18 protein-coding genes are annotated in these 16481 nt (G+C 61.6%); 6 read left to right on the plus strand and 12 right to left on the minus strand.

Going from position 1 to position 16481, the window contains the following annotated elements; all coding sequences use genetic code 11:
* Positions 1-74 precede the first annotated feature (74 nt).
* The 5 genes from fba to CLU91_RS13700 form a co-directional block, all read right to left on the minus strand.
* Positions 75-1139, minus strand: a complete 1065-nt coding sequence (gene fba / locus CLU91_RS13680) for a class II fructose-bisphosphate aldolase (RefSeq protein ID WP_071075342.1) — start codon at positions 1137-1139, stop codon at positions 75-77.
* A gap of 82 nt (positions 1140-1221) precedes the next feature.
* Positions 1222-2670, minus strand: coding sequence for a pyruvate kinase (gene pyk / locus CLU91_RS13685; protein ID WP_070220360.1), 1449 nt, complete (start codon positions 2668-2670; stop codon positions 1222-1224).
* A 110-nt stretch (positions 2671-2780) separates the two neighbouring features.
* The gene (locus CLU91_RS13690; protein ID WP_100874605.1) at positions 2781-3992 is read right to left on the minus strand and encodes a phosphoglycerate kinase; all 1212 of its coding nucleotides are present in this window, start codon (positions 3990-3992) and stop codon (positions 2781-2783) included.
* Between the two features lie 80 nt (positions 3993-4072).
* Positions 4073-4420, minus strand: coding sequence for an AzlD domain-containing protein (locus CLU91_RS13695; protein WP_099401736.1), 348 nt, complete (start codon positions 4418-4420; stop codon positions 4073-4075).
* The gene (locus tag CLU91_RS13700) at positions 4413-5159 is read right to left on the minus strand and encodes an AzlC family ABC transporter permease (protein ID WP_100874606.1); all 747 of its coding nucleotides are present in this window, start codon (positions 5157-5159) and stop codon (positions 4413-4415) included. The genes CLU91_RS13695 and CLU91_RS13700 overlap by 8 nt, the downstream gene beginning before the upstream one ends.
* 259 nt (positions 5160-5418) lie before the next feature.
* Here CLU91_RS13700 and CLU91_RS13705 point away from each other — a divergent pair, with 259 nt between their 5' ends.
* From CLU91_RS13705 to CLU91_RS13720, 4 genes are all read left to right on the plus strand, one after another.
* Positions 5419-5613 carry a zinc-finger domain-containing protein gene (locus CLU91_RS13705; RefSeq protein ID WP_034780619.1) on the plus strand — a complete coding sequence of 65 codons (195 nt, stop codon included), beginning with the start codon at positions 5419-5421 and terminating at the stop codon, positions 5611-5613.
* Positions 5614-5685: 72 nt separating this feature from the next.
* The gene (locus CLU91_RS13710; RefSeq protein WP_100874607.1) at positions 5686-6111 is read left to right on the plus strand and encodes a YybH family protein; all 426 of its coding nucleotides are present in this window, start codon (positions 5686-5688) and stop codon (positions 6109-6111) included.
* The gene (locus tag CLU91_RS13715; RefSeq protein ID WP_100874608.1) at positions 6111-7136 is read left to right on the plus strand and encodes a YheT family hydrolase; all 1026 of its coding nucleotides are present in this window, start codon (positions 6111-6113) and stop codon (positions 7134-7136) included. The genes CLU91_RS13710 and CLU91_RS13715 overlap by 1 nt, the downstream gene beginning before the upstream one ends.
* Entirely contained in the window at positions 7129-7725 is a 597-nt protein-coding gene (locus tag CLU91_RS13720) for a DUF2946 family protein (protein WP_100874609.1), read from the plus strand. The genes CLU91_RS13715 and CLU91_RS13720 overlap by 8 nt, the downstream gene beginning before the upstream one ends.
* Here CLU91_RS13720 and CLU91_RS13725 read toward each other — a convergent pair.
* A complete protein-coding gene (locus CLU91_RS13725; protein ID WP_100874610.1) occupies positions 7722-9311 on the minus strand; it encodes a M48 family metalloprotease in 1590 nt (529 codons plus the stop codon). The genes CLU91_RS13720 and CLU91_RS13725 overlap by 4 nt on opposite strands.
* A 153-nt stretch (positions 9312-9464) precedes the next feature.
* Here CLU91_RS13725 and moaC point away from each other — a divergent pair, with 153 nt between their 5' ends.
* On the plus strand, positions 9465-9971 hold the full coding sequence (moaC, locus tag CLU91_RS13730) for a cyclic pyranopterin monophosphate synthase MoaC (RefSeq protein ID WP_100874611.1): 507 nt from the start codon (positions 9465-9467) through the stop codon (positions 9969-9971).
* Here moaC and CLU91_RS13735 read toward each other — a convergent pair whose 3' ends face one another.
* Positions 9972-10352, minus strand: coding sequence for a DUF6713 family protein (locus CLU91_RS13735; protein ID WP_100874612.1), 381 nt, complete (start codon positions 10350-10352; stop codon positions 9972-9974).
* A gap of 163 nt (positions 10353-10515) precedes the next feature.
* On the opposite strand from CLU91_RS13735, the gene CLU91_RS13740 reads away from it, so the two are divergent.
* A complete protein-coding gene (locus CLU91_RS13740) occupies positions 10516-11238 on the plus strand; it encodes a flagellar brake protein (RefSeq protein WP_100874613.1) in 723 nt (240 codons plus the stop codon).
* Between the two features lie 21 nt (positions 11239-11259).
* On the opposite strand, the gene CLU91_RS13745 is transcribed toward CLU91_RS13740, so the two are convergent.
* The 5 genes from CLU91_RS13745 to CLU91_RS13765 all read right to left on the minus strand — a co-directional run bounded on the left by CLU91_RS13745 (position 11260) and on the right by CLU91_RS13765 (position 16466).
* Positions 11260-11724: a pilin gene (locus CLU91_RS13745; RefSeq protein ID WP_100874614.1), complete on the minus strand. Its 465-nt coding sequence runs from the start codon at positions 11722-11724 to the stop codon at positions 11260-11262.
* A 213-nt stretch (positions 11725-11937) separates the two neighbouring features.
* Positions 11938-12819, minus strand: a complete 882-nt coding sequence (sucD, locus tag CLU91_RS13750) for a succinate--CoA ligase subunit alpha (protein WP_065306949.1) — start codon at positions 12817-12819, stop codon at positions 11938-11940.
* Positions 12820-12832: 13 nt separating this feature from the next.
* Complete coding sequence (sucC, locus tag CLU91_RS13755) at positions 12833-14002, minus strand: ADP-forming succinate--CoA ligase subunit beta (RefSeq protein ID WP_100874615.1); 1170 nt, start codon at positions 14000-14002, stop codon at positions 12833-12835.
* A gap of 75 nt (positions 14003-14077) precedes the next feature.
* Positions 14078-14788: a DUF2889 domain-containing protein gene (locus CLU91_RS13760; RefSeq protein ID WP_432649036.1), complete on the minus strand. Its 711-nt coding sequence runs from the start codon at positions 14786-14788 to the stop codon at positions 14078-14080.
* 139 nt (positions 14789-14927) lie between these two features.
* On the minus strand, positions 14928-16466 hold the full coding sequence (locus CLU91_RS13765; protein WP_100874616.1) for a class I SAM-dependent methyltransferase: 1539 nt from the start codon (positions 16464-16466) through the stop codon (positions 14928-14930).
* Positions 16467-16481: the final 15 nt, after the last annotated feature.

The raw sequence follows: 16481 nt of genomic DNA on the forward strand, positions 1-16481 counted from the left end.
AGGCAGGGAAGGCGCCCGCCGGTCGAGAAAATCGGGCACGGAGATGCAGCTTCCGGCCCGTTCCAGACAGAATTTTACTTCACAATTTGCGACAGCTCGCCGGCCTTGTAGCGCTCGGCCATTTTTTCCATCGTGATGACCTTGATTTTCGACGCCTGGCCTTCGCAGCCGAAAGCCTGCATGCGGGCGCGCACGATTTGCTCTGCAGCAAGACGGGCTGGCTTCAGGTAGTCGCGCGGGTCGAATTTCGACGGGTTCTCGAACAGGTACTTGCGGATCGCGGCCGTCATCGCCAGGCGGATGTCGGTGTCGATGTTGATCTTGCGCACGCCGTGACGGATGCCTTCCTGGATTTCTTCGACTGGCACGCCGTAGGTTTCCTTCATGTCACCGCCGAATTCGCGGATGATGGCCAGCAATTCCTGCGGTACCGACGAGGAACCGTGCATCACCAGATGGGTGTTCGGGATGCGCGCGTGGATTTCCTTGATGCGGTCGATGGCCAGGATGTCGCCCGTCGGCTTGCGCGTGAATTTGTAGGCGCCGTGCGAGGTGCCGATGGCGATCGCCAGGGCGTCGCACTGGGTGCGCTGCACGAAGTCGGCCGCTTGCGCCACGTCCGTCAGCAGTTGCTCGCGCGTCATGGTGCCGTCGGCGCCGTGGCCGTCTTCCTTGTCGCCCTTCATGGTTTCCAGCGAACCGAGCACGCCCAGTTCCGCTTCCACGGTCACGCCGATGGCGTGCGAGAATTTCACCACTTCACGCGACACTTCCACGTTGTATTCGTAGGAAGCGACCGACTTGCCGTCCGCTTCCAGCGAACCGTCCATCATCACGGAAGTAAAACCCGAACGGATGGCGGCCATGCAGACGGCCGGCGACTGGCCGTGATCCTGGTGCATGACGACGGGGATGTGCGGATACGCTTCGACGGCCGCGTCGATCAGGTGGCGCAGGAAGGCTTCACCGGCGTACTTGCGCGCGCCAGCGGACGCTTGCATGATCACCGGGGAGTTCAGCGCATCGGCGGCGGCCATGATGGCTTGCACTTGCTCCAGGTTATTGACGTTGAAAGCAGGAATGCCATAACCGTTTTCGGCGGCATGGTCCAGCAGTTGACGCATGGATACGAGAGACATGGTAATACTCCAGATAACAATAGAAACCGTTGCGGCGCTTCGCGGTGGTCAATAACCGCGGCGGCGCCTGAATTCTTGGGTCTTATTCAAATTCACCCACTGTCACAATTTTCAAGGCGTTGGTTCCGCCCACCTGGCCCATCGGTTCGCCCCAGGTGACGACGATCATGTCGCCCTTCTTGACAATGCCCTGCGCCACCAGCAGCTCTTCCGCCTGCTTCAGCACTTGCGCGCTGGGGGCGTTCTGCATCAGATGATACGCCCGAACATTGCGGTACAGCGCCGCTTTGCGCAAAGTCGTCACGCTGGGCGTGAGCGCGTAGATCGGCGTGTCGATACTGTGGCGGCTCATCCACAAGGCGGTGGAACCGGATTCTGTCAGCGCCACGATGGCTTTGACGCGCAAATGGTGGGCAGTAAACAGGGCGCCGTAGGCGATCGACTGGTCGATGCGGGTAAACGTGACGTTGAGGAAATCGGCGTCGAGCTTGTTGTATTCGGACTGTTCCGCTTCCACGCAGATGGCGGCCATCATTTCCACCGTTTCGATCGGGTACTTGCCCGAGGCCGTCTCGGCCGACGTCATGACGGCGTCCGTGCCGTCGAGCACGGCATTGGCCACGTCGGACACTTCGGCGCGCGTGGGCACGGCGTTGACGATCATCGATTCCATCATCTGCGTGGCCGTGATCGCCAGCTTGTTCGATGCGCGCGCCATCTTGATCATGCGCTTCTGCAAGGCCGGCACGGCCGCATTGCCCACTTCCACGGCCAGGTCGCCACGCGCCACCATGATGCCGTCGGACGCGTCGAGGATTTCCTGCAGGGCAGGAATGGCTTCCGCCCGCTCGATCTTGGCGATCATCATCGGCTTGTGGTGATACGGTTCGCCGGCGATATTGGCCAGCTGGCGCGCCATTTCCATGTCGGTCGCGCATTTCGGGAAGGAAATAGCCAGATAATCGGCCTGGAAACTCATGGCCGTCTTGATGTCTTCCATATCCTTGGCCGTCAGCGCGGGCGCGGACAGGCCGCCACCTTGGCGGTTGATGCCCTTGTTGTTCGACAACTCGCCGCCGATCTTGACGGTGGTATGGATTTCGCTGCCGTGGATGCGTTCGACGATCAGCACGATCAGGCCATCGTTCAGCAGCAGCACGTCGCCCTTGTGCAAGTCGCGCGGCAAGGCCTTGTAGTCGAGGCCGACTCTTTCCTGGTTGCCCAGTTCGCCGTTTTCGCCCCACTTGGCGTCGAGGATGAAGCGCTCGCCTGCTTCCAACTGGATGCGCGTGTTTTCAAACTTGCCGACGCGAATCTTTGGCCCTTGCATGTCGGCCATGATGGCCACTTCGCGGCCACATTCAGCTGCCGCCAGGCGCACCAGCGCGGCGCGGTCGATATGGTCTTGCGCCTTGCCGTGGGAAAAATTCAAGCGCACCACGTCGACGCCCGCGCGTATCATTTTGACCAGGATATCGAAGTCGGTAGAAGCGGGGCCGATTGTTGCTACGATTTTTGTACCGCGTGGCATAGGAGTCCTTGTGCGCGAGCGAAGGTGAGCAAGGCCGGCTCGATGCTGCATCCGGCAAGGTAAAAGCGCAGCGATCAGGCTGCGCTTGGTGGCACGACAGTCAGGCTGGATCAGCCTGCGCGTTGCATCAGTATCTCAACTGCTGGCAAAGTCTTGCCTTCCAGGAATTCCAGGAAAGCCCCGCCGCCCGTCGAGATATAGCTGATTTTATCGGTAATGTCGTATTTGGCAATCGCCGCCAGAGTGTCGCCACCACCGGCGATCGAGAACGCTTTCGAATCGGCAATGGCCAGCGCCAGGGTCTTGGTGCCGTGGCCGAACTGGTCGAATTCGAACACGCCGACCGGGCCGTTCCACACGATGGTGCCGGCCGCAGCGATTTGCTGCGCCAGCAGGGCCGCCGTTTTCGGGCCGATATCGAGGATCATGTCGTCGTCCGCCACGTCGGCCACGTCCTTGACGGTGGCAACGGCCGTGGGCGAAAACTCCTTGGCGCACACGACGTCGACGGGAATCGGCACTTGCGCGCCGCGCTTGGCCATGATCTCGATGATGGCTTTCGCCTCTTCAACGAGCTCCGCTTCCACCAGCGACTTGCCCACGTTCAAGCCGACGGCTTTCATGAAGGTGTTGGCAATGCCGCCGCCGACGATCAGATTATCGACCTTGTCGGACAGGGCTTTCAAAATGGTCAGCTTGCTCGATACTTTCGAACCGGCGACGATGGCCAGCAGTGGGCGGGCTGGGGCGTGCAAAGCTTTCCCCAGTGCATCGAGTTCGGCGGCCAGCAGCGGGCCGGCGCAGGCGACGGGCGCGAACTTGGCGATGCCGTGGGTGGACGCTTCGGCGCGGTGGGCTGTACCGAACGCGTCATTGACGTAGATATCGCACAGCTTGGCCATTTTTTGCGCCAGCTCATCGCTGTTTTTCTTTTCGCCCTTGTTCACGCGCACGTTTTCCAGCAAGACGACCTGGCCGGCGGCCAGCGATTCCAGGCCGGCGCCATCGATCCAGTTCTGTTTCAGTGCCACTTCCTGGCCCAGCAGCTCGGACAGGCGTGCCGCCACGGGCGCCAGGCTGTCGGCCGGCTTGAACTCGCCTTCCGTCGGACGGCCCAGGTGCGACGTCACCATGACGGCAGCGCCAGCGTCGAGGGCGGCGCGAATGGCCGGCACCGAGGCGCGGATGCGCGTATCTTCGGTGATCTTGCCACTGTCATCTTGCGGGACGTTCAGGTCGGCGCGGATAAACACGCGCTTGCCTTGCAGTGCATTTTGGGCGATCAAATCTTGCAAACGGATGAAGTTGAGAACAGCTGACATGGCGATCCAGATGACGAGTGGAAGGAAGTGCGCTATTTTACCGCAATGACCAGAGCAAATCCCCGATTTGTCCTGCTTTACTAAAAAACGTGCAACAGTCGCAAGCCCGTGAAAACCAGCATGCCAAACACGATGGTTTGCAGCATATTGCGGCGAATCACGAAAAAGAGCGTGGCGGCAATACCGGATAACAATTTCAAATTAGATAATTCCAAATGCACTTGCTGCCCCTCCATCAGCAGGTCGGGCGCGATGATGGCGGCCAGCGCGCAGGCCGGCGCATAGCGCAGCATCTCGCCCACGCGGCGCGGAATGGTGATGTGGTGGCCGATCAGCCAGAAGGTGCTGCGCGTGGCGGCCGTTGCCACCACCAGCACGGCGATGGCGATCCACACGTCGCTCCCGCCCAGGTCGATGCCGTCAAACATGGCGTTTTGTCCATTTCTCGGTCAATTCTTCCACAGCCATGGCGCTGACCATGCCCACCACGACGGCCACCAGCAAGCCCAGCTTGTACGGCAGGCTGAAGGCCAGCACGGCCACCACACCCGCCACCAGTACGCCGCACAGGGCGGCGCGGCTGAGGATCAGCGGCACCGTCACGCACAGGATCGCCAGGGTGCCCGCAAAACCCAGCCCCCATTCGGCCGGCACGACGGCGCCCAGCACGATGCCGATGAAGGACCCGATCTGCCAGGCCAGCCAGTTGGGGTAAATCAAGCCTTTCAGGAAAGGCAGCTTGGCCGGGTCCGGCGTTTCGTGCGGGTAGCGCTGCAGGAACAGGCCCACCGTGATATCGCCGGCCACATAGCCGAGCGCAAAGCGCTGGCGCCACGGCAAATGGGAAAAATGCGGGGCCAGCAGCACGGAAAAGATAACAAAACGCAAATTGACGACGAGGGCCGTGGCGAAGATCACCCACACGGGCGCCTGCGCGGCCAGCAGGGGCAAGGACGCGAGCTGAGCCGAACCGGCAAAGACAAACAGGGTCATGGCCCCCGCCTGCGCGACAGTCAAGCCGCTTTTCACCATGGCCACCCCCACCACCATGCCCCAGGCGGCGATGCCCAGCAAGGTGGGCGCGCCCAGGTTCAGGCCGGCGCGCCAGGCGTCTTTCAGCAGGGCGTCATCCTTGGCGGCCGGGACGGCGTTCACGCGGGTGTTCATGCGCCCCCCCGGCAGGCTGAGTGTGGTAACTGCACAACAATGGTGCACGGAGAACGGCTACGCAACGGTGATACCGGCAAGGCAAATCCAGTCAGTGTGGCGCTGCAGCTGCCATCTTTCCGCACAAAAACCGCGCCGCAGCCGCAGATGATCAAGCCGCCATTTTAGCCATGATTTTTGCTGTCTGCCTGAATCCGTTAAAATCGTACTTTTGGCAGCAGCCGACTTCCTTCCATACAGCCTCACGGAGCATGACAAGATGACAAAAACCACCCAGCCAGCGGTCGAACTCGACAGTAAAGACTTGCCAGCCCACTGCCCTAACCCGGCCATGCCGCTGTGGTCGTCGCATCCGCGCGTGTTCCTGGAGTTCAACAAGGACGGTATCGCCAAGTGCCCTTACTGCGGCACGGCGTATACCCTGAAGGAAGGCGCCAGCGCCGGCCATCATTAAACTGCCCAGCGGCGCGCCCCCAGCGCGCCGTTTTTATTTGCATCAAGTTATACCGATCAGCCCGGAGTCGTCATGAAACGTCTGAAAGAACTCAATGGCAGCGCCGCCGAAGTCGAAGCGGCGTTCTACGATGCCTTGCACCGCGCCGACCTCGAAGCGCTGATGGCGCTGTGGGCCGACGACGAGGAAATCGTCTGCATCCACCCGGGCGGCGCGCGCCTGATCGGCCATGCCGCCATCCGCGCCTCGTGGGAAACCATTTTGACGGCCGGCGGCCTGCACATCGTGCCAGCGCAGCTGCATGAAACGCACAACCTGATGAGTTCAGTGCACACCGTCATCGAAGGCATCACCGCCGAAGAAGGCGGCCCGGCGCATCTGCTGGCGACAAATGTGTACGTCAAAACGCCGCGCGGCTGGCGCATCGTGCTGCACCACGCCTCCGTTGCCCCCGGCGGCGCGCCGGCCGATGCCGCGGGAGCGCAGATTCTGCACTGATGGCTTTGTCTCTTTCCTATACCGCCCCGCTGTGGCTGCCTGGCGGCCACGCGCAAACGATTTATCCGGCCGTGTGCCTCGCCAAGCCGGCCGTGGCCTTCCGCCGCGAACGCTGGCAAGCGCCCGATGGCGACTTCGTCGACGTCGACCTGGTCGACGGCCAGCCGGGCCAGCCCTTCGTGGTGCTGTTCCATGGCTTGGAAGGCTCGTCGAACAGCCATTACGCGCGCGCGCTGATGGCCGAGGTCGCCGCACGCGGCTGGTCGGGCGCCGTGCCGCATTTTCGCGGCTGCTCGGGCGAAGCGAATCTGGCGCCGCGCTTTTACCATTCGGGCGACGCGCAGGAAGTCGACTGGGTACTGCGCCAGCTGCGCCCGCGCGCTACCGGAAAATTTTACGCGGCCGGCGTCTCGCTGGGCGGCAACGCCCTGCTGTGCTGGCTGGGCCAGTCGCAGCACCAGGCCGATTTCATCGATGCGGCCGCGGCCGTATCGGCCCCGCTGGACCTGGCGCAAGGGGGCAAGGCCCTGTCTTCGGGCGCCAACCGGCTCTACACGCGCATGTTTTTGAACACCTTGAAACCGAAATGCCTGGCCAAGCTGGAACAGTTTCCCGGCCTGTTTGCGCGTGACGCCATGCTGGCCGCGCGCGACTTGCACGCCTTCGACAATGTCGTCACGGCGCCGCTGCACGGCTACCGCGACGCCGACGATTACTGGCACCGCGCCAGCGCCAAGCACGTCTTGCACGACATCACCGTGCCGACCCTGGTACTGAATGCGCAAAATGATCCTTTCCTGCCCGGACGCTTCCTGCCACGCAGCGCCGCGCCAACGGTCACGCTCGAATATCCGCGCCACGGCGGCCACGTCGGCTTTGCCGCCGGCAAGTTGCCGGGAAGCACACGCTGGCTGCCGCAACGGCTGCTCTCCTTTTTTGAAAACGGCAACATGGCGCCGTCTGTGTCGCAAAGCTGGCACGCTGGCGGTGCGCCCACTCACATGGAAAACGCTACACATGGATGAACTCGTCAAACAGGCCCTGGCCAAATGGCCGAACGTACCCCACTGCTACGGCTGGCTGGGCCTGGATGCGCGCGGCCACTGGCGCATGCGCGACCAGCAGGCGCAACAGCAACAACTGCCCGGCGACAAGATCGTCCATGCGGCCCTGTTGAACTTTATCAACCGCAATTACGCCCAGGACGAACGCGGTTGCTGGTTTTTCCAGAACGGCCCGCAGCGCGTGTATGTGAACCTGGAAGCGACGCCGTACATCGCCCGCAGCGACCCGCAGCACGGTTTTGTCTTGCAGACGGGCGCGCCGCTGGAACAGATCGAGCAAGTGTATTGGTGCGACGACGGCATGCTGATCTTGCGCCATGGCGATATCGTGGCGCAGGTCGACGACCGCGACCTGTCGCAGGTGCTCGATGCGCTGCATGTCGATGGCCAAGTGGCCAGCGACGACGACTTGCTGGACTGGCTGGAATTGCACCAGGGCAGCTTGACCCTATTGCACGCGGGCAAGCACATTGCCGTGCAGCCGCTGCGCTACGATGCCGTGCCGCAAACCTTCGACTTCCAGCCGGTGCCGCAAGCCGATCAAGACTAGCCCTTCTGGTCCTTGATCTGTTCGCGGCGCTTTTCCTGCAGTTCGCGTTCGCGTGCATCGATCACCGCCTGGTCATAGAAAGTCGCGTCCGTCGATTTGCGGGCGATCGTCAGCTGGTCCAGCGCGGCCATGGTGGCGCCCTGCAGCACGTAGGATTCGGCCAGCGCCATGTGCTGCAAAGTCATCTTGCCCTGGTCCGCATAGGCTTTCGCCAGTAAATCGTACAGTTCCGGCTCTTCCTTGTACAACTGCACCTGGTCGCGCAGGTACAAGGTAGCCTGCTCCAGCTTGCCGGCAGCCATCAGCGCTTCCGCATACTGATGTGCAATGCCGCGCGACAGGGGAAACTGCTGGCGCGCCGCATCGGCCGCCTTCAAGGCTTGCTGCGCCACTTCCTTCTTCTGCGCCGGCATCAGCAGCACTTCCAGCCCCATCGCCGCCAGTAGCGAGTTCGGCGCCTGCGTGCCGCCCGACGTGAACACATTCGGCCCGGCCGGCTGGTGCAGTGCCGCATGGGCCGCATCGAGTTCCTTTTGCGCATCAAGCGGCTTGCCCTGCTTGACGGCGACAAAGGACAAGCCGTAATGGGCGGCCACCACCTGGAAGCGGCTTTGCTGTTCCAGCTGCGTCTTGAAGACGGCCTTGGCATTCAACAGGCCTTGCACGCTGTCATCCTGCAGCACGCGGGCACGCGCGCGGGCCAGGTGGAAACTCAGGCTGTCCGGACGCTGCTTGTAGGGCTGCTCGCGGATGCGCGCCTGGATGTCGGCGATGCGTTCCGTCGTCAGCGGGTGGGTCTGCAGATAGGCAGGCATCAGGTCGCTGTACGAGCGGCTGGCCGCCTGCATGCGGCCGAAGAAGGCCACCATGCCGGTGGTATCGAAACCGGCTTCGCCCATGATCTGGAAACCGATGCGGTCGGCCTCGCGTTCGGCATCGCGGCCAAAATTGAGCTGGCGCTGGATGGCCAGGCCCTGGCCGGCGGCAAACACGCCCAGCGCCACGTCGCCGCCCGCGCGCGACGCCAGCGCCGCCAGCAGCATGGCCGCCAGCGGCATCAGGGCATCCTGGCGCTGCTGGCCCAGCATGCGCGCGATATGGCGCTGCGCCACGTGGCCGATCTCGTGCGACAGCACGGACGCCAGTTCCGCCTCCGTTTGCGCCGCCAGCACCAGCGCCGAATGCACGCCGATGAAGCCGCCCGGCAAGGCAAACGCGTTCAACTGGGGATCGCGTACGGCAAAGAAGAAATAGTCGTAATTCGTTTCGCCGCGTACGCTGGGGCGCGCCGCCACGAGGGCGTTGCCGAAGGTGTTCAGGTATTCGAGCAGGGGCGCGTCGTCGAGGTAATCGCGGTCGCCGCGGATGCCGCGCATGATTTCCTCGCCGATCTTGCGCTCCATCGCCGGCGACAGGTCTTCACGCGACGTATCGCCCAGGTTCGGCAAGTTCGGCGCCGGCGGCACGGGCAGTTGCGTCCAGCTGGCGGCCGGCTTGGCCGGCGTACTGGCAGCCGGCGCCGCTGGCGCGGACGTATAGGTTTGCGCCAGCGCAGAAGGGGCAGCGCAACACAGCGCGGCCAGCACGGATGCACGCCATGGCTGGCGCAGCCATGCCGCAGCGGCGTTTGCAAGGATGGTCGGAAGGGGAGTTTTTGAATTCACGGGTGCTATCATACCTTGTTCGCGGCGCCCATTCCCACGCGTGCCGCGCCCCACTCCTCACCTATTTTTGACGCCATGACAACAGCAGACAAGCAAGCCCCCGCCGGGGAACTGACCCATTTCGACGCCACGGGCCAGGCCCATATGGTCGACGTGGGCAGCAAGGAAGACACGCGCCGCAGCGCCGTGGCCGCCGGCACCATCCGCATGCAGCCCGCCACCCTGGCATTGATCATTTCCGGCAACGCAAAAAAAGGCGACGTGCTGGGCATCGCCCGCATCGCCGCCATCATGGGCGCCAAGCGCACCAGCGACCTGATTCCCCTGTGCCACCCGCTGGCCCTCACGCGCGTCACCGTCGATTTTGAAGTCGATGCAGCGGCCAACAGCGTACACTGCCGCGCCCAGGTCGACACGACGGGCAAGACGGGCGTGGAAATGGAAGCACTCACTTCCGTGCAGATCGGCTTGCTGACGATCTACGACATGTGCAAGGCCGTCGACCGGGGCATGGTCATGACGAATGTGCGCGTGCTGGAAAAGCATGGCGGCAAGTCGGGCGACTGGCACGCCGAGGTGTAACTATTTTGTTTGGCGCGCAAGATGAATCTGGACGCGGCGCACGTCGCGCAGCAGCCAGACGGCACTGAGCAGGCACAGCGCGATGATGGCCACGGACAAGGGCAAGTGGAATTGCTCCAGCCCTGCCAGCGCAAAGCCTGTATGGATCAGGAAGGTGGCCACGCCCAGGGCCGCGCAGCAGCTCGCATAAAAAGGTGCCCGCGCGGTGGACAGCAACACGTGCTTATAGCCCACCAGCACCACGGCAATCGCTGCCAGATTAAACACCAGGAAACCCTGCACGCCGCCCGGCAGATGGAACATCTCCCACTCTTTCCAATAGGCAGCGTCGATTTGATGCAGGATCAGGAACAACATGGTCCAAAAGTAGCTGCGTGGCATAAGATTTACATTCGTCAGTATTGACGCAATTGTAAAGCCAGAGCCCCGCACCGGCGCGTGCACCCGGCATTTTTCGATGCGAATATGAATTTCATTGACATCAGTGCTTTTTCATCAAGAAATCATGCATACTGCGAGTCGTCCATATCCAGATGAGCATCGCATGACTAGCAAGCAGCCCGCCGCGGAAAACAAGCTCCAGGACTTTGAATTCGAGACGATGAATCTGCAGGTGGGCGGCCGCATCCAGTTCATCACGCATCGCACCATCAAACCCATCCAGCATTTCTCGACCCTGATCGGCTATGTCAAAGATGAGTATCTGATCGTCAAAATCCCCATGGAAAACGGCACCGCCATCGTGCTCAACGAGGGCGACAAGCTGACCATCCGCGTGTTTTCCGGCGTCACCGTGTGTTCGTTTGCCTGCAGCGTGCTGCGCATCTTTGGCCGCCCGCTCAACTATGTGCACCTGAGCTTTCCCGACGCCATCCAGGGCACCAGCCTGCGCACGGCCATGCGCGTGAAAGTGGACATTCCGGCGCAGCTGAGCTACCGCGACGTGGCGGCCGTGCCCGTGTTCATCGTCAACCTCAGCGTCTCGGGGGCGCTGATCGAGGCGCCCGGCATGCTCACGCCCGACGACGAGGGTGTAGCGCTCAGCTTTACCCTGCTGGTGCAGCCGAACAAGCATCAGATGCGCGTCAATACGCGCGCGCGCATCCAGAACGTCAGCGTGGGCAAACCGTCGAATGGCCATGCGGCCGATGTCGCCGAAATCTATACGTATGGCGTGCAATTCATCGACCTGGAACCGACCCACTACACCTTGCTGCAAAACCTCACCTATGAAGCGCTGATCGCGGACCGGCAAAAAATCGTCTGACTCGGGCGCGCCAGGCGCCGCTCACTGCGTCGCCACCACCTTGGGAATATTGTTCCGGGTAATGGCTTCCTTGGCCGCCGCATTCGTCACGCTGGTGCTGTTAAACCAGCTCAGGCTGCTGGTGCCGAGCTGCAACTCCATGCTCACCGTCTGGCCGCCCATGCCGCTGCCGATGTCGCCCGCCATGGTCAGCTCGATATTGCCCTTGTCGACCTTGGCGCCAGCCACTTCGCGCGTCGGGCTGAACACGGGAATGGCGCTGGGCACGGCCTCGGTGGGCGTGCTGCAGGCATCTGCCAGTCCGCCATTTTCCTGCACGCACAGGGCCACGGCTGTCTTCAGCGGTGCGGCCGCCGCCAGCACGTTGCTGACCTTGGCTCGCATCGTATAGTCGCCATACTGGGGAATGGCCACGGCCGCCAGGATGCCGGCGATGGCCACCACGATCATCAGTTCTATCAGGGTAAATCCGCTCTGCGCGCGCATCGTCTTCTCCCATGGTGCATTGCTCACGACTGGTACGGTGCAAGCGCCATGCCAGCGGCGCGCCCGGGCAGCGGCAGCACAGGTGGAAAGAAAAGCGACACATTTGGGCGGTATCGGACCAGCGCCGTCAGCCCAGGCCGGGCAGCGGCCTGTCTTGCGGACAAAAAAAAGGAGCCGAAGCTCCTTTTTTGTACTGCGGTGACCAGGCTGAAATTACAGCATGGCTTTCAGCAGACGCGCCATTTCCGACGGGTTTTTGGTCACGGTGATGCCGCAAGCTTCCATGATTTCCAGCTTGGCTTGTGCCGTATCGGCACCGCCCGAGATCAGCGCGCCGGCGTGGCCCATGCGCTTGCCTGGAGGAGCGGTCACGCCAGCGATGAAGCCGACGACCGGTTTTTTCATGTTGTCTTTGATCCAATACGCCGCGTTGGCTTCGTCCGGACCGCCGATTTCGCCGATCATGATGACCGCGTCGGTATCTGGATCATCATTGAACATCTTCATGATGTCGATGTGCTTCAGACCGTTGATCGGGTCGCCGCCGATGCCGACTGCCGACGATTGGCCCAGGCCCAGTGCGGTCAATTGACCGACTGCTTCATAGGTCAGGGTACCCGAACGCGATACCACGCCGATGCGGCCCTTTTTATGGATGTGACCTGGCATGATGCCGATCTTGATTTCGTCTGGCGTGATCAAGCCTGGGCAGTTAGGGCCCAGCAGCAGCGTTTTGCTGCCCGACTTGGCCATACGGTCTTTCAGGGCCATCATGTCACGTACAGGAATGCCTTCGGTGATGCAAATGGCCAGATCCATTTCAGCTTCGACAGCTTCCCAGATCGCCGCTGCCGCGCCTGCTGGCGGCACGTAGATCACGGAAACGTTGGCGCCGGTTTCTTTTTTCGCTTCGGTGACGCTAGCGAAAATAGGAATGCCTTCGAAGTCTTCGCCGGCTTTCTTCGGGTTCACGCCTGCCACGAAGGCAGCTTTGCCGTTCGCGTAGTCGCGGCAACCGCGGGTGTGGAACTGGCCGGTCTTGCCGGTGATCCCTTGGGTTACTACTTTGGTATCTTTATTGATCAGAATGGACATGTTGATTCCTTAATTAAGCTTGACCGGCAGCAGCGGCAACGACGCTCTTGGCTGCATCTTCCATGGTGTCGGCTGCGATGATAGGCAGACCGGAATCGGCCAGCATCTTTTTGCCCAGATCTTCGTTGGTGCCCTTCATGCGCACCACCAGCGGTACGTTCAGCGAAACGGCTTTCACCGCGGCGATGACGCCTTCGGCGATCACGTCGCAACGCATGATGCCGCCGAAAATGTTCACCAGGATGGCTTTCAGGCCTGGGTTTTTCAGCATGATCTTGAACGCTTCGGTCACTTTTTCTGCCGTGGCACCGCCGCCGACGTCCAGGAAGTTGGCTGGCTCGCCGCCGAACAGTTTGATCGTGTCCATGGTGGCCATGGCCAGGCCGGCGCCGTTCACCAGGCAACCGATGTTACCGTCGAGCGAAATGTAGGCCAGGTCGAATTTCGACGCTTCGATTTCAGCTGGATCTTCTTCGTCCAGATCGCGCAGGGCGATGATTTCCGGGTGACGGAACAGGGCGTTCGGGTCAAAGTTGAACTTGGCGTCCAGGGCGATGACTTTGCCGCTGCCGGTGACGATCAGCGGATTGATTTCGGCCAGCGAGCAATCGGTTTCCCAGTACGCTTTGTACAGGCCTTGCAGGTTGACGCGGGCGTCGGCGATGGAACCGGCAGGCACGCCGATTTTGGCGGCGATGTCGTCTGCCTGGGCATCGGTCAGGCCGACGCTAGGCTCGATGGTGACGTGGTGGATCTTCTCAGGGTGGCTCTCGGCCACTTCTTCGATGTCCATGCCGCCTTCGGACGAAGCCATCAGGACGATTTTCTGGGTGACGCGGTCGGTGACCAGCGAAACGTACAGTTCTTGTTTGATGTCGGCGCCTTCTTCCACCAGCAGGCGGTTGACTTTCTGGCCTTCGGCGCTGGTCTGGTGCGTGATCAGCTGCATGCCCATGATCTGGTCAGCGTATTCTTTGACCTGTTCGATCGATTTTGCCACTTTCACTCCGCCGCCCTTGCCGCGGCCACCTGCGTGGATCTGCGCCTTGACGACCCATACCGGGCCGCCCAGGGTTTCCGCGGCCTTGACTGCCTCGTCGACGGACATGCACGCAATACCGCGTGGTACCGTCACTCCGTGCTGCCGGAGGATTTCTTTGGCTTGATACTCATGGATTTTCATGCTGGCTTCCCTTCTGATACTGATTTGTAAAAATACGGTTAGTGGTGCAAAAAAACAGGAAATACAGCGCCGGGGTCACGCTTTGGCTACCCAGCGCGGGTAGTACTGTGCAACTGCCCCGCCATCGGTGCGCAAGGCGTGACACTTGTCGAGTTGAAACGGCTTTTCATGCGACAAATCAGCATTCTCACCGTCACGGGTCGACCAGACATCGCCGGCAAATGCCTGAACCGTCGCAGTCGGCAAGACTTGCGCCAGTTCGGTCAAATGGGTACAGCCAGCGATTCCCGCCAGGCGCTGTTTCAAGTCGCGGCGGAAATTCTTCAATAAATTCAAACCGATCAGCGCCTTGTAAGCGGGGCCGATGGTATCGCAAAAACCGGGATAGGGCACGGCATCGGAGGCGGCTTCGGCCTCGACGATGGTCAGTTCGCGATCGACGGTAATGCGTAAATGGAGGTCATGCAGGGGAGTGCCGGCGGGACGGGGGCCGGAGGCCAGGGTCGCGTCATAGCTTTTGATATCAGTGATACGGGCGTCAATATCCCACAGGCCGTCGTCGCGCACATACGCTTGGACGTCGATAACGCGGGAGTGCCGTAGGGCACGCCGGGATACGGGAGTTGACAGGGGCATAAGACCGATGCCGCTTGCGCGGCCAAAATTTAGTAAGCAGCCATGTGCATAAAGCACGCCGTTCGCAGCTTCTACGAACAGCAACCGCACCTGCGGCGCCGCAAAAACCCTAAAAGTGTAGCACATTGCGCGCAGGTTGCGCCGCAACATAATTTTTCATTGCATCGTTAAAAACATTTCAAATTATAAATAGAAAACAGTGATTTTCATGTAGTCATTCACAAAACGAATGATTGATATCATAAAAATCACTACCATTGTCATGCCGCGAGGTACTTCGGCATCAGCATCAATCGGCCACGCCCAGCGCCTGCAGGATGGGCAGCACGGTGACGCGGAAGCTTTCCGCCTGCACGGCCAGTTCGGCCAGGTTGTCTTCTTCCGTCGTCAGCACCGTGCCATTGCGCACCATGGTTTGCTGCAGTGCGCGGAAAGCCTGCCAGGCAAATGCCGCCCAGGCGTCGGCCTCCAGATGCCCTTCCAGCCTGGCCAGCAGGAACAACTGTTGCAGATGCAACACACCGACGCCACCGCCCGTCACCGGACTGGCCAGCGCGGCCAGGTCGGTGCGGCCCAGTGCCTTTTCCAGCAGATGCCGGTTCAGCCTGGCCGTGGCCGGCCGCGCCAGCGCGATCGCGGCATCATCCTGCGCCGGCGAGATGCAGGCTTTATGCGCCAGCACAAGCAGCATCTGCAGCAGGCTGCCCAGGTCAGCCAGGCCGGCGGGCAAACGCTGTTGCAGTTCGGCTATGGTATGCGGCTTGCGGTCACCGAGCAGTTCCAGCAGGGGGCCATACACGGCCGGGTCCAGGTCGGCCTCGCCCAAAGCGCCCGTCACCTTCATGGAGATCTGCTCGACCGGCGCCACCAGCAGGATGCGTATGGCGCGCAGTGCGCCAGCCTGTTCATGGGCGCTCAGCTTGCGACTGCCCTTGACCCAGTAATCCTGGCGAAACTGCCGGTTCAGCAGAAAATCGACGGTGTTCTCGCGGAAAGTGGCATCCGGAATCTGCGCCAGGAAAGCCAGGTGTTCGGGCGAGAAATTGAGCGGGGCAACATGATCGGAGTAGGCGGCCGAACCGGCAAACTCGAGCTTGCCCCCTGCCAGCACCGGCTTGATGGCCGAAAACGATACCGGTTGCCAGTAATGATTGAAGTATTCGTGGGACAGATAATTCGGATCCTGCTCGCTGAGCTGCTGCAACCGTAGCGCAATGGTGGGATTGGCCAGCAGGTAGCGCGGCTTGGTCTCCATCATGCGGTTGACGAAGGAGAGCGCGCTGCCCACGCGCGTCAGGGAATCCTGCCCCGGCGCGCTCAGCACGCGGCTGTGCTGCTCCATCAGGTCGCGGATCGGCGCCATCGCCGCCCAGCCCGCCTGCGTGTTGTAACTGATGTACAGCACGCCGCCCGGCTTGAGCTTGCGCGCCAGGAAATCGGTGATATGCGCCTGGTTTTCCGGCGAGATCCAGCTCCAGATACCGTGCAGGGCGATGAAATCGAAGTCAGGCAGGTCGCTGCGGGCGCAAAAATCCTGGAACGATTGTTCCGACAGCACGGCGCCATTGCCGGAGACCTCGGCCAGTTCCTGCGCAAAGGCAGTCTGGGCCGGATTGAAATCGGTGCCATACCAGCGTGTGCCGGACGCGGCGGCATGGATATTGACGGTCATGCCCTGACCAAAGCCGAGCTCGCATGCGGTGCTGACCTTCGGCGGCTGTATGCCCCAGCTCAGCAGCAACAACTGTATGCGCAAGGGGTTCAATTCCGTGTAATAGCCGTAGGTGTATGCGGTTTCGGCCGTGTAGCCAGCATGCCAAGCGCTCATCAGGTGTCCCGTATA

It is taken from the genome of Janthinobacterium sp. 64 (genome assembly GCF_002813325.1).
In the GTDB taxonomy this organism is placed as follows: Bacteria; Pseudomonadota; Gammaproteobacteria; order Burkholderiales; family Burkholderiaceae_D; genus Janthinobacterium.